The organism is Mycolicibacterium boenickei (assembly GCF_010731295.1).
GTDB lineage: Bacteria > Actinomycetota > Actinomycetes > Mycobacteriales > Mycobacteriaceae > Mycobacterium > Mycobacterium boenickei.
In genome coordinates, this window is the sequence record NZ_AP022579.1 from 1979787 (window position 1) to 1992281 (window position 12495).

At 67.2% G+C, this 12495-nt stretch carries 12 protein-coding genes; 6 read left to right on the plus strand and 6 right to left on the minus strand.

The window, feature by feature from the left end:
- Positions 1-33: 33 nt before the first annotated feature.
- On the plus strand, positions 34-1536 hold the full coding sequence (locus tag G6N57_RS09200) for a PucR family transcriptional regulator (protein WP_133118294.1): 1503 nt from the start codon (positions 34-36) through the stop codon (positions 1534-1536).
- Positions 1537-1544: 8 nt separating this feature from the next.
- Here the strand turns inward: G6N57_RS09200 and G6N57_RS09205 are convergent, their stop codons facing one another.
- Both G6N57_RS09205 and G6N57_RS09210 read right to left on the minus strand, forming a co-directional pair.
- The gene (locus G6N57_RS09205; RefSeq protein WP_077740179.1) at positions 1545-2855 is read right to left on the minus strand and encodes a DUF445 domain-containing protein; all 1311 of its coding nucleotides are present in this window, start codon (positions 2853-2855) and stop codon (positions 1545-1547) included.
- A gap of 4 nt (positions 2856-2859) precedes the next feature.
- On the minus strand, positions 2860-3678 hold the full coding sequence (locus G6N57_RS09210; protein WP_174814470.1) for an Abi-alpha family protein: 819 nt from the start codon (positions 3676-3678) through the stop codon (positions 2860-2862).
- Between the two features lie 304 nt (positions 3679-3982).
- On the opposite strand from G6N57_RS09210, the gene dnaK reads away from it, so the two are divergent.
- Genes dnaK through G6N57_RS09230 form a run of 4 tightly spaced genes read left to right on the plus strand, consistent with a single transcriptional unit; the run spans position 3983 to position 8058 of the window.
- A complete protein-coding gene (gene dnaK, locus G6N57_RS09215; protein WP_077741861.1) occupies positions 3983-5845 on the plus strand; it encodes a molecular chaperone DnaK in 1863 nt (620 codons plus the stop codon).
- On the plus strand, positions 5842-6483 hold the full coding sequence (gene grpE, locus G6N57_RS09220) for a nucleotide exchange factor GrpE (protein ID WP_077740180.1): 642 nt from the start codon (positions 5842-5844) through the stop codon (positions 6481-6483). The genes dnaK and grpE overlap by 4 nt, the downstream gene beginning before the upstream one ends.
- A gap of 37 nt (positions 6484-6520) precedes the next feature.
- Positions 6521-7687 carry a molecular chaperone DnaJ gene (dnaJ, locus tag G6N57_RS09225; RefSeq protein WP_077740181.1) on the plus strand — a complete coding sequence of 389 codons (1167 nt, stop codon included), beginning with the start codon at positions 6521-6523 and terminating at the stop codon, positions 7685-7687.
- Positions 7684-8058 (plus strand): heat shock protein transcriptional repressor HspR, encoded by a 375-nt coding sequence (locus G6N57_RS09230; protein WP_036447248.1) that lies wholly within the window; start codon positions 7684-7686, stop codon positions 8056-8058. Before dnaJ ends, G6N57_RS09230 begins: the two co-directional genes overlap by 4 nt.
- On the opposite strand, the gene G6N57_RS09235 is transcribed toward G6N57_RS09230, so the two are convergent.
- From G6N57_RS09235 to G6N57_RS09245, 3 genes are read right to left on the minus strand one after another with little or no spacing between them, the layout of a single operon-like run.
- Positions 8055-8963 carry an aldose 1-epimerase gene (locus tag G6N57_RS09235; RefSeq protein ID WP_077740182.1) on the minus strand — a complete coding sequence of 303 codons (909 nt, stop codon included), beginning with the start codon at positions 8961-8963 and terminating at the stop codon, positions 8055-8057. The genes G6N57_RS09230 and G6N57_RS09235 overlap by 4 nt on opposite strands.
- A gap of 18 nt (positions 8964-8981) precedes the next feature.
- Positions 8982-10148, minus strand: coding sequence for an FAD-binding oxidoreductase (locus G6N57_RS09240; RefSeq protein WP_077740183.1), 1167 nt, complete (start codon positions 10146-10148; stop codon positions 8982-8984).
- A complete protein-coding gene (locus G6N57_RS09245; protein ID WP_077740184.1) occupies positions 10135-11169 on the minus strand; it encodes an ABC transporter permease in 1035 nt (344 codons plus the stop codon). Before G6N57_RS09245 ends, G6N57_RS09240 begins: the two co-directional genes overlap by 14 nt.
- Positions 11170-11268: 99 nt before the next feature.
- Between G6N57_RS09245 and G6N57_RS09250 the strand changes: the two genes are divergently transcribed.
- On the plus strand, positions 11269-11901 hold the full coding sequence (locus G6N57_RS09250; protein ID WP_077740185.1) for a TetR/AcrR family transcriptional regulator: 633 nt from the start codon (positions 11269-11271) through the stop codon (positions 11899-11901).
- 4 nt (positions 11902-11905) lie between these two features.
- Here the strand turns inward: G6N57_RS09250 and G6N57_RS09255 are convergent, their stop codons facing one another.
- Positions 11906-12493: a hypothetical protein gene (locus tag G6N57_RS09255; protein WP_097925795.1), complete on the minus strand. Its 588-nt coding sequence runs from the start codon at positions 12491-12493 to the stop codon at positions 11906-11908.
- Between the last annotated feature and the right edge of the window lie 2 nt (positions 12494-12495).

Here is a 12495-nt window from a genome sequence, read left to right on the forward strand (position 1 = left end):
GGCGTGACCGCGGTGACTCGATACGGTTGGCATGTGAGCATCACGGTGCGCGAACTGCTGGACATGCCGCACCTGCAGCTGCGCCTGCACTCCGGCAAGGCCGGGCTGGACCGCCAGGTGACCTGGACGCACACCTCGGATCTGCCCGAGCCGTGGCAGTGGGTCAGCGCCGGCGAACTGCTGATGACCAACGGGATGTCGTTCCCGTCGTCGGCAGACGACCAGGAGCACCTGCTCGAGGAACTGCATCGGGTGGGCGCCAGCGGCCTGGCGATCGGCGAGGACATGTTCTGCCCCCGGCTCACCCAACGGTTCACCCGGGCCAGCGAACGGCTCGAGCTGCCGGTGCTGTGGATTCGCTATCCGATGCCGTTCGTGGCGATCTCGCGCGCGGTCGCCGAGGCCACTCTGCTCGAGCAGTCCCAGAGGCTCATGCGCACGGCCCGCATCTATGACGCGTTGCGCCATTCCACGGCCGGCGACGCGGGGCGGTCGAGCATCGCCGATGCACTCACGAAGGAACTGAAATGCGCTGTGTACGTGTGTGATCGGATGACCGGGGAGGCCTATCACCCTGACGGGCCGCACCCGCCGGACGATGTGAAGGAGACCGTGCGGACGGCCTCGCAGGGCACGCTCGCCGCCGGAGCGCGCTCAGTGCTCACCACCGGCGGGGTCGAGGTGCTGGTCGGCGAGGTGCCCACGCATGACGACGCGGTGCTGGCCGTCATCCGCGAAGGCGGAGCCGCGCTCGACGGGGTGCTGATCCAGCACGCTGCGACCGTCGTCGCGCTGGAGTTGTCCCAGACCCACCTGACCCTCGAGCACGCCCGGCGCTCAGGCGCCGAGCTCACCGCGCAGCTCATCGACGGCCGGATGGACCAGCGCGTCGGGCGCAGGCAACTGCTGTCTTCGGGGCTGGACCCGGCGACGTCGATGTTCGTCTCGGCCACCTGCGATGACGAACGTCGGTTGCGCGATCTCCATGTGGCGTTGTGGCGCCGCCGCATTCCCCATGTGTCCGCGTTCCGGTCAGGCGTCGCGCACGCGGTGGTGCCGGGAACCGATGCCGCGGTCGACGCCATCGCCGCCTCCCTCGGGCCCACGGCCAGGGTTGGTGCCGGCCGGGTGCTGAAAACCGTTGCCCGCTCGGCGGAATCGGCCCGCGAGGCGACCTGGGCGTTGGGCACCGCGCAGCGGACCGGTGACGCCGTGGTGCGTTACGGCACCGCCACCTCGTGGGTGGGCATGGGCGGTGTCGAGGATGCCCGGGCGATGGTGGAGCGCTGGCTCGGGCCGCTGATCGAGCACGACGCCCAGCACCGGACCGATCTGGTCGAGACCCTGGAGGCGTTCCTGGCCAACCAGCGGTCCTGGCAGCGCACGGCGGCCGCGATGAATGTCCACCGGCAGACCGTGCTCTACCGCGTGCACAAGGTCGAGGAACTCACCGGCGCGCACCTGTCCGACACCGCGGACATCGCCCAGCTCTGGCTGGCCCTGCAGTCCCGAGATCTGTTGGCCGGCGGCAAGTAACCGCTGGGCTAGTGATGGAGCAGAAGAGTGCGCAGTGCGACGGCCTCGGGGTCGTTGCCGAAGTGCTCGACGACCTGCACCTGGATCTCGCCCACGACGCCGCCGAGGATCGCGCCGACCGCGATCATGGTCGGTTCGTCGTCCTTGAAGACCGGCCGCAGGATCGACTCGTACTCCTCGTTGGTGAGCTGACCCATCTTGTCGATGATGGTCTTCTCCAGGTCCAGCGCGTTCATGGCGTAGTCCTGAGCCTCGACCAGCGTGGTGGGGAGCCGCTCAAGCACCATCTTCACCATGGTGTCCTTGAGGGCGTTGTACCGCTGGGTGCCGACGGCGAACTTGACCAGCGGGGTGGCGATGCCGGTCTGCGCGTCGATGGCTGCTTCGACCTCCTTGCCGATCAAGGAGAACAGCTTGTCGGCGCCCGGCCCGCGCAGCACGCCGTCGAACAGGATCTCGGGTGAGAACAGGTCTTCGGCCAGGATGCGTGCGTAGTCCTGGGTGATCTTGTCGCGCTCGGCGTGCAGCAATCCCTGGAACGGGATGAAGCCGAGGTACTTCGTGGGCCGCACCGGCCGGAACAACATGTTGAGCGCGATGTAGTCGCTCACGAGACCCACGCCGAAGCCGAAGGCCGGCATGATCCACGGGTTCTGGAACAACGCCCACGCGACCATTTGGACCACGCCGATCACGAGCCCGAAGTAGATGCCGCTGCGGCGGACGAAGGCCATCGCGTTGTCGCCCAGCCCGCGCATCAGCTTGTTGAGCTTGTCCTTGTTGCGGACCAGCGTCGTGACGGCCAGGTACTGGATGTCGACGAACCGGTTGAGGTCCGACCGCATCTCGTTGAGCATCTTCTCCACGACCTTCGGCGTCTGGTCGTGGATACGCGCCATGATCGCCTTGCGCGCGGCGTCGGGCAGCGAATCCCACAGCCCGGGGCGGATCTGCTCGGCGATGTCGCGGGAGATGTCGTCGACCGCCTGGGTCAGCGGCTCACGCAACGCATCGACGGCCTCCTTGGCGTCGACCTTCTCCAGCAGCTCCTCCGGCTTCAGCAGATTCTGCGTGAGCAGCTCGATGGTCTTCGATCCCACCTTGCCCGCGCGGCGGGGCACGATGCCCTGCCAACCGAACAGGCCGATGCCCTTGAACTCCATCGGCCGGTACAGCATCTCGAGCGCGACGATCTTGGTGCTCCACCCGACGAAGGCAGCGACGAAGGGCATGGACAGATAGATCAGCCAGTTGACGCTGAAATCTGCCTTGATCTCCTGCCAGGTCTGGATCGCGAGAATTGTCTCGCTGCCGGTCATGCGGCTACGAACCGTCCCGTAGCACCGCGGCTTCCCACAGGCCACGCCCCAGCCCGGACAGCGTCAGCGTCAGCTTGTCCACCCGGGCCGTCAGCGGCCCACGGGAGGCGCTCTTGATCGCCCGCAGCACCATGGGCTCGGCCATGAGTACCTCGTACTCGGCCTTCTGCGACGGGTCCTCGGGCCCGGTCTCGACCAGACCCAGCGACAGCAGGTGGCCGACGTACTGCGGGACCATCGTCGGCAGCGCCACATTGGCGGTGCGACCGATCAGGCAGGCGTTCTCCAGCACGGCCTGCCCCGGAGTCCGGGCCCGCGTCCAGGTGTAGACGTTGACCAACGGCGAAGCCGCACCCTCCGACAGCGCGCCGATGATCCGGGCCTCGTCGGCGACCAGCTGGTCGAGCAGGCGGTGATAGAGCTCGACCTGGCTGCCTGCCGTGCTCTGGTCCAGGGCGCGGTCCAGCAGCCGGTCCATCTTGCTGTTCAGCGATTCGGCCGTCGGCTCCTCCGGCGCGGCCGTCGGGGCGGGCCGCGGCGCCGATTCGATGGCCTCCAGCCGGTTCTTCACCAGGGTGGCCAGCTGCTCTTCGCCCCAGGCGGCCAGCTTCATGCTGGTCTTCGCGGCGTCCACCGCGCGGTCGGTGAGGCCGAACGGATCGAACCGCTTCGGCACCAGCGGGCGTTGGTTGCGCGGGGTGCGGATGGCGAAGGCGATCTCGCCGATCGGGGTGTCGAATTTGAACGCCCGCCGCTGGTAGCCGCGCTTGGCAGGCTTGTCCGCGGGCACGTTCTGCCCGGTCGTCGTTATCTCGTCTGCCATCGCCGGTCGATCCCCCTCGAGTGGCTGCTAGCGCGCGGTCGAGCCGACCGGGCATCTGATTATGGGGCACGGTACCCGGTCGCGGCGGGGCCGAGTCCAGCGGCGACGTCGGCTCCGGGTCTGCCGGAAAACCCGCCGAGAAAAACTCATGGAGTTCGGGAACAAAACCGCGGAACCCCCCGTTGACCACATCGACAGCAAGTTGAGTGACAGTGACTCAAGTTTGGGTTGACAAGCTATGGTCGCCCGGAGCAAGCTTGAGCGCAGCCCGCTCAGACCCCTATATCTCTATCAGGAGGCAACCATGGCTCGTGCGGTCGGTATCGACCTCGGGACCACCAACTCATGCGTCGCGGTTCTGGAGGGTGGCGACCCCGTTGTCGTCGCGAACTCCGAGGGCTCCCGGACCACCCCGTCGGTCGTCGCGTTCGCGCGCAACGGCGAGGTGCTGGTCGGCCAGCCCGCCAAGAACCAGGCCGTGACCAACGTCGACCGGACCATCCGTTCGGTCAAGCGCCACATGGGCAGCGACTGGACCGTCGAGATCGACGGCAAGAACTACACCGCGCAGGAGATCAGCGCCCGTGTGCTGCAGAAGCTGAAGCGCGACGCCGAGGCCTACCTCGGTGAGGACATCACCGACGCCGTCATCACGGTGCCCGCGTACTTCAACGACGCTCAGCGTCAGGCCACCAAGGAAGCCGGCCAGATCGCCGGCCTCAACGTTCTGCGCATCGTCAACGAGCCCACCGCGGCCGCCCTGGCCTACGGGCTCGACAAGGGCAGCAAGGAACAGACCATCCTGGTCTTCGACCTCGGCGGCGGCACGTTCGACGTCTCGCTGCTGGAGATCGGCGACGGTGTCGTCGAGGTGCGTGCCACCTCCGGTGACAACCACCTCGGTGGCGACGACTGGGACGACCGGATCGTCGACTGGCTGGTCGACAAGTTCAAGGCCACCAGTGGCATCGACCTGACCAAGGACAAGATGGCCATGCAGCGGCTGCGTGAAGCCGCCGAGAAGGCCAAGATCGAACTGAGCTCCTCGCAGAGCACCTCGATCAACCTGCCCTACATCACCGTTGACGCCGACAAGAACCCGCTGTTCCTCGACGAGCAGCTGACCCGCGCCGAGTTCCAGAAGATCACGCAGGATCTGCTGGACCGCACCCGTCAGCCGTTCCAGTCGGTGATCAAGGACGCCGGTATCTCGGTCTCCGAGATCGACCACGTGGTGCTCGTCGGTGGTTCGACCCGCATGCCCGCCGTCACCGATCTGGTCAAGGAACTGACCGGTGGCAAGGAGCCCAACAAGGGCGTCAACCCGGACGAGGTCGTCGCCGTGGGTGCCGCGCTGCAGGCCGGCGTGCTCAAGGGCGAGGTGAAAGACGTTCTGCTGCTTGACGTCACCCCGCTGTCCCTCGGTATCGAGACCAAGGGTGGCGTGATGACCAAGCTGATCGAGCGCAACACCACCATCCCGACCAAGCGGTCGGAGACCTTCACCACCGCTGACGACAACCAGCCGTCGGTGCAGATCCAGGTCTTCCAGGGTGAGCGCGAAATCGCCGCGCACAACAAGCTGCTCGGTTCGTTCGAGCTGACCGGCATCCCGCCGGCCCCCCGCGGCGTGCCGCAGATCGAGGTCACCTTCGACATCGACGCCAACGGCATCGTGCACGTCACCGCCAAGGACAAGGGCACCGGCAAGGAAAACACGATCAAGATCCAGGAAGGCTCCGGCCTGTCCAAGGAAGAGATCGACCGGATGATCAAGGACGCCGAGGCGCACGCCGAAGAGGACAAGAAGCGTCGCGAGGAGGCCGACGTCCGCAACCAGGCCGAGTCGCTGGTCTACCAGACGGAGAAGTTCGTCAAGGAGCAGCGTGAGGCCGAGGGCGGCTCGAAGGTCCCCGAAGAGACGCTGGCCAAGGTCGACGGTGCCATCGCCGAGGCCAAGACCGCGCTGGAAGGCAGCGACATCTCCGCGATCAAGACGGCGATGGAGAAGCTCGGTGTCGAGTCCCAGGGTCTGGGCCAGGCGATCTACGAGGCCACCCAGGCCGAGCAGGCCGCCGGTGGACCGGACGGAGCCGCGGGCTCGTCCAGCGCGGATGACAACGTGGTGGACGCCGAGGTTGTCGACGACGATCAGGAGACCAAGTGAGCGAGAACGATTCGCACGAGCCGGTGACCATCACCGACAAACGGCGCATCGATCCCGACACCGGTGAGGTTCGTGAGCAGGCGCCGGCCCCTGGTGGGCCGGCGTCCGCCGCCTCCGATGCCGGTGCGCCGGCGAGCGAGAGCGACGAGGTTGCCGAGCTCAAGGCCACGCTGCAACGCGTGAAGGCCGAATACGACAATTACCGCAAGCGGGCACTGCGCGATCAGCAGGTCACCGCCGACCGGGCCAAGGCTGCCGTCATCACCCAGTTGCTGGGTGTGCTCGACGACCTCGACCGGGCCCGCAGCCATGGTGACCTGGAATCCGGACCGCTCAAGTCGGTTGCTGACAAGCTCGTCAGTGCCCTTGAAGGTCAAGGTCTTTCCGGATTCGGCGTGGAGGGTGACGAGTTCGACCCGTCGCTGCACGAGGCTGTGCAGCATGAGGGCGAAGGCACCCATCCCGTTGTCGGGACCGTGATGCGCCGGGGCTACAAGATCGGTGACCAGGTGGTCAGGCACGCCCTCGTCGGCGTGGTCGACACGGTGCCCGAGTCCGACGCAGGTGCGGATTCCCCGGCGGGGACAGCGAATAACGCTGACGCCACCGGCGGTCAGGCCGCAGAATCAGACAATTAGACAATCCAACTAGAGAGAAGAGGTAAGGAGGTGGCGCATGGCCCAACGCGAGTGGGTCGAGAAGGACTTCTATAAAGAACTCGGCGTCTCCTCTGACGCCAGCGCCGACGAGATCAAGAAGGCCTACCGGAAACTGGCCTCCGAACTGCATCCGGACCGCAATCCCGATTCGGGAGCGGCCGAGCGGTTCAAGGCGGTTTCCGAGGCGAACAGTGTTTTGTCGGACCCCGCGAAGCGCAAGGAGTATGACGAGACCCGCCGGCTGTTCGCCGGGGGTGGGCGTCGGTTCAACACGGGCGGAAACTTCAGTGGCGGGTTCGGTTCCGACGGAGCCGAATTCAACCTCGGAGACCTGTTCGACGCGGCCGGTCAGAGCGGCGGCGCCAACATCGGTGACCTCTTCGGTGGGTTGTTCGGGCGCGGTGCGCAACCGCGGCCGAGTCGGCCGCGCCGGGGCAACGACCTGGAAACCGAAACCGAACTGTCCTTCCTGGAAGCCACCAAGGGCGTGGCCATGCCGCTGCGGCTGACCAGCCCGGCTCCGTGCACCAACTGTCATGGCAGTGGTGCGCGGCCGGGCACCAGCCCCAAGGTATGCCCGAACTGCAACGGCTCGGGCGTGGTCAACCGCAACCAGGGGGCGTTCGGATTCTCCGAACCCTGCACCGAATGCCGGGGCAGCGGCTCGATCATCGAGCACCCCTGCGCCGAATGTCAGGGCACGGGCGTCACGACCCGGACCCGCACGATCAACGTGCGGATTCCACCGGGCGTCGAGGACGGTCAGCGCATCCGGCTGGCCGGCCAGGGTGAAGCCGGGCTGCGCGGTGCGCCGTCGGGCGACCTCTACGTCACCGTGCACGTGCGTCCGGACAAGGTGTTCGGGCGGGACGGCGACGACCTGACTGTCAGCGTTCCGGTCAGCTTCCACGAGTTGGCATTGGGGACAACGCTTTCCGTTCCCACGCTGGATGGCAAGGTCGGAGTGCGGGTGCCCAAGGGCACGTCCGACGGCCGGATCCTGCGGGTGCGCGGACGCGGGGTGCCCAAACGCTCAGGCGGCCACGGTGACCTGCTGGTCACGGTGAAGGTCGCGGTGCCGCCCAACCTGGAAGGTGAAGCGGCAGAGGCGCTGGAGGCTTATGCGAAAGCCGAACGGGCCAGCGGTTTCGATCCGCGGGCCGGATGGGCAGGCAACATATGAGCCAGCGGAAAGAGGAAGCACGCACGTTCTTGATCTCGGTGGCCGCCGAGCTGGCCGGCATGCACGCGCAGACTCTGCGCACATACGACCGGCTCGGATTGGTCAGCCCGCAGCGCAGTTCCGGCGGCGGGCGTCGCTACTCCGAGCGTGACGTCGATCTGCTCCGTGAGGTGCAGCGGCTGTCGCAGGACGAGGGCGTCAATCTGGCCGGGATCAAGCGCATCATCGAACTGACCAATCAGGTCGATGCGCTGCGCACTCGGGTTTCCGAGTTGACCCAGCAGGTGGAACAACTCAGCGATCAGCGCCGCGACGTCTCGGTGGCGTCCAAAGCAGTGGTCCTGTGGCAACCGCGCCGAGGTGCGCGTTAGCCCACTCTGATCGAAAAGGTGGCCGTCTCCGGACTTCCGGGGGCGGCCATTCTGTAATCTCCCCGGCGCAGCGCGTCGGTCGGTGCGGCCATGGGCTCGATACCCACCACCGCATCGTTGCCCGGAGCGAAAAGTTGTGCGGCGGTGTAACCCTCGTCGAAGCTGACATCGACCCGGTGGCCGCCACCGGACAGGGTGAACACCGCACCCGGGGCGACGCCATCGAATCCGTCGTCGAGTTCGGTCGCGCCCAGCCGCCTGGCCCCGCCCGGCCACTCCAGGGATTCGCCCGTGGGCAATCCTCGGTCGTCGACGAGTAGGTGCCGCATGACCGGGGTCTGCAACTGCCAATCTTCCCGGGGCACACCAGGAATCGTCACGTACGGGTGGTAGCCGTAGCACAGCGGCACCGACCGGTCGGCGGTCGGCGCCACGGTCGTGGACACGGTGAGGGCACAGCCGGCCAGCGCCACCGCCATAGTGAGGCGGTGGGGGAACGGGAACGTCGCCAACAGGTCGGGGTGGGCGCCCCAGTCCAGTGAAGCGGTCAGCGTGTTGTCGGTTTGTTCGACCACCTGCCAGTCCGGGCTGGCGGCCAGCACGCCGTGCATCGGTGCTCCATGCGCGTCGGCGCGCACGCCGTTGACCCCGGGTGTCACGCGCACTGTGATGCCGTCGCCCCGATATTCATTGGCGCTCAATCGGTTCGCCCACGGGTAGAGGATCGGGATGCCCATCGTCTTGCCGTCGGTGAGGTAGGCCTGCAACCCGCGCCGCTGACCCAGGTATTCGACGCCGGTGTTCTTGTCGGCCAGCGAGGTGCAGATCATGCCCGCCGCCGGGACATACGTCGCCGTCAGCGACGACGACGGGTCATGCAGGGTGACTGGTTGAACCGCGGTCATGGCGCCAGTCTGGCATCCTCAGCGCGTCAGCGGGTCGTGCTGGATGCGCTCGGCCGGAGCCCCCCGCTCGACCAGGGCGGCTTTGGTGGCAGTGACCATGTCCGGGCCGCCGCAGATGAGGATTTGCCGATCGCCCCAGTTGCCGTACCTGGTCACCACCTCGGCCAGGGTGCCGGTCTGGCGTACATGCAGGCCGCGCGGCGGCTGGACGCTCGGATACTGGCCGGCCCAAGGCGGGTCCGTGCTGTACTCCGACACCGGCGTCACCGACAGCCACGGATTCGTCGAAGCGATGTGCCACAGCGTTTTCAGGTCGTACAGATCGCACGGATAGCGGCCACCGAAGAACAGGTGCACGCGCGGATTCTCGCCGTGCAACGTCATGTCCATGATGATGTTGCGCAGCGGCGCCAAGCCGGTGCTGCCCGCGACCATCAGCACATCTTCGCCGTCGCGGTCGACATGCAACCCGCCGTGCGGGCTGGACATGCGCCAGCGGTCCCCGATCTTGGTCTCGGCGACGATCGCGGTGCTCACCATGCCACCGGGCACAGATCGGATGTGGAACTCGATGCCCCCGGACCGGTCGGAGGGGACCGCCGGGCTCAGGTACCGCCACCGGCGCGGCCACTGCGGTACCTGGACGGTCACGTACTGGCCGGGGTGGTAGAACAGCGCCTGGTCGAGCTGCAGCCGGATCACCGAGACGTCGCGGGTGACCCGGTGGTGCTCGATCACTGTGCCGTCGCAGTAGGCGGGGGAGTCCTCGGCGTCGGCCGCTCCGCGCATCACCCCGATGATCAGTGCCACGGCATCGCGGGTGGCCTCGGCCAGCCGGTCATCCCATTCGGGCTCGAGATGGCGATGCAGCGCGTTGTACAGCGCCTCCTGCATGGAGTCGTAATGGCTCTGCGTCACACCGTATTTGCGGTGGTCGCGCCCGAGCTGAGCCAGGAACGCCACCGGCTCCTCGGCGCGCTGCGCGATCAGCTCACCGAACAGCCAGGTGAGGGCTCGGGCGAAGACGTCGCGCTGGCTGTCCATGTCGGGAGGGAACAGATCGCGGGCCGAGAGGTCGGTGGCGAACCACTGGGTGTAGAAATCGCGGATCAGCGTCGCGGAGCCCTGCTTGGGGTCGACAGCGTTCTGGAGCGTCTCCAGTGCTTGACGGTCATCGAGTCCCACGACGTCGCATCATAGGCGCGGAACTTCCCGGCCGCCGCAAAGCGGCGATGATCACCAACGTCAGCCCGGCCAGCACCCAGCAACTGAGCACGATGATCGCCAGGTCCGCGCCCGCGCCGCCGAAGTATGCGGTGGATCGCAGCAGCGTCGCGGTGGCACCCTGTGGCAACAATTGGCCGAGCTGGCCCCAGCCGGCGGGCAGCATCTCGGGCGCGGCCGTCAACCCCGACAGCGGGTTGCCCAGCAGCAGCGCCAGCGCGGCGCCCAGCCCGAGGCCCACCTTGCCGAAGAGTGAGCCCAGTCCGAGAACGGTCAGTCCGGCCGCGGCGATCCCCAATGTCAGGCCGGCGGCCACTCCCCAGAAGTTCGAGTCGATCGAACCGAATACGTACTGGAGCAGGGCCGCGACGGTGATCCCGGCCACCGCGGAGAACACGATCGCGGTGACCAGCCGGGTCCACACCTCACGCCGCAACACCAGCACGAGCGCGACGGCGGGCAGGATCCCGGCCAGGGTGATCGGCAGGGCGGAGGCGGCCAGGCCGGTGCCGCGCGGATCCTGGCTGGTCGGCGGGGCCAGGTCTTCGGTGTGCAAGGTCATGCCGGAGTGCGCGGCGATGCCGGTGCCGATCTGGGTGAGCAGTTGCGCGACGGCGGGGCTGCCCCCGGTGGCGGTCAGCAAGGTCGGGCCCTCTGGTCCGAAAGCGATGCCGCCGTAGACGTTTCGATTGAGGATCGCCTCACGCAGGGCTGCCTCGCCGGGGTAGTAGGTCACCGCGAAGGCGCCCGGGGCCTGCTGTTCCAGGCGCTCGGCCACCTGGCTGGTGGCGGCCTGGGGTCCTGCGGCACCGATCGGAATGTCGTTGGGCTTGGAACGCGAGGCGGGCAGGGCGAACGCGATGGCGACGATCGCGATCGCGATGGTCAGCACGGCGACTACGCCCACGGCGCGCAGGGCGGCCGGCGGTTCGTGTTCGGGTGCCGCGTGGTGGACGGGTGTCGTGGCCTGGGGCGAGAGCATCGTTCCCTCTTTTCATCCAATGTTGAATTAATCGGTTGATGTGAGGGTAACGCTCGGTTCGAATGTTTTCAACAGTCATTGAAATGATAGTGTCGGTGTATGGCTTCACCAGGTAAAACACCTAGCCGGCGCGGGCGACGCCAGGGTGACCCGGTGTCCCGCGACGCTGTGCTGGCGGCCGCCAAGGCGCGTTTTGCGGCCGAGGGGTACGAGAAGACGACGCTCCGGGCCATCGCTGCGGACGCGCACGTCGACGCGTCGATGGTGCTGTATCTGTTCGGCTCGAAGGCTGACCTGTTCCGGGAATCGCTGCGCCTGATCCTGGATCCGGACGTGCTCGTGGCTGCGCTGGAAGGGCCGCCCGAGGGGATCGGCGAACGCATGGTCCGCGTCTATCTGAAGATGTGGGAGTCACCCGACACCGCGGCCAGCATGCGGGTCATGCTCCAATCGGCAACATCGAATTCCGATGCGCACGTGGCATTTCGATCGTTCATGCAGGACTACGTGCTCACTGCGGTTTCCGGAGTGCTCGGCGGTGGTGGCGAGCAGGCCCGATTGCGGGCGATGCTCGCCGCGTCGAGCCTGGTCGGTACCGCGATGCTGCGCTACGTGATGGCCGTGCCGCCGATGGCGACACTCGACGGCGAGGACGTCGTGCGCCTACTCGCGCCGACGGTGACCCGCTACCTCACTGCCGACGCGGATGAGCTGGGACTGCCTGAGCTGTAGGTGCTCAGTGCTGCGGGTCGGAATGCCGTGCGATGAGCGCGAGTTCGGCCTCACCGGCCTGTTCTGGGGTGGCGAACGGCATGTTCGTGCCCACGAAATCCCGGGCCTCACGGAAATCCATGCCCTGCTCGACGAGCATGTTCACCACTCCGACGTGCACCACCGCCGTCGCACGTTTGGCGGCCACGCCGGCCACGAAGCGGATCTCGTCGGCCAGTTGGGCCTCGGTCAGGGTGGTCACCTTGGGGTCCAAGTCCACCTGGGCGACGGAGCCGTTGAGATAGGCGGTGACGGTGACGGTGCCAGGCGGATTGACGGCCTGGACGACCGGGATCTGTTCTTCGTCTTCAGCGGGTGTCTCGGCGTCGATGGCACCGAACCCGTCGTCCTCGTCCTCGACGTCGTGGTTGGTGTAGTCGTGGACCGCGTCGAGACCCACTCCGTGATCGACGGCCTCGGCGGTGCCGTAGTCGTCCAGGGCGTCGAGTCCGGAGGCGTCGTCGTCGAACACCGGGGTGTCGAAGTCGAGCGCGTCGAGGCCGTTGTCGTCGGCGTCGGTGTCGTCCCAGTCGTCCGGACCATGAGGCGTCATGT

Excerpts from the sequence above, each read along its gene's own strand:
- G6N57_RS09230 (WP_036447248.1), top strand. The coding sequence starts at position 7,684 with ATGAGCCAGCGGAAAGAGGAAGCACGCACGTTCTTGATCTCGGTGGCC.
- G6N57_RS09250 (WP_077740185.1), top strand. The coding sequence starts at position 11,269 with ATGGCTTCACCAGGTAAAACACCTAGCCGGCGCGGGCGACGCCAGGGT.
- G6N57_RS09205 (WP_077740179.1), bottom strand. The coding sequence starts at position 2,855 with ATGACCGGCAGCGAGACAATTCTCGCGATCCAGACCTGGCAGGAGATC.
- G6N57_RS09210 (WP_174814470.1), bottom strand. The coding sequence starts at position 3,678 with ATGGCAGACGAGATAACGACGACCGGGCAGAACGTGCCCGCGGACAAG.
- dnaJ (WP_077740181.1), top strand. The coding sequence starts at position 6,521 with ATGGCCCAACGCGAGTGGGTCGAGAAGGACTTCTATAAAGAACTCGGC.
- G6N57_RS09245 (WP_077740184.1), bottom strand. The coding sequence starts at position 11,169 with ATGCTCTCGCCCCAGGCCACGACACCCGTCCACCACGCGGCACCCGAA.
- G6N57_RS09255 (WP_097925795.1), bottom strand. The coding sequence starts at position 12,493 with ATGACGCCTCATGGTCCGGACGACTGGGACGACACCGACGCCGACGAC.
- G6N57_RS09235 (WP_077740182.1), bottom strand. The coding sequence starts at position 8,963 with ATGACCGCGGTTCAACCAGTCACCCTGCATGACCCGTCGTCGTCGCTG.
- dnaK (WP_077741861.1), top strand. The coding sequence starts at position 3,983 with ATGGCTCGTGCGGTCGGTATCGACCTCGGGACCACCAACTCATGCGTC.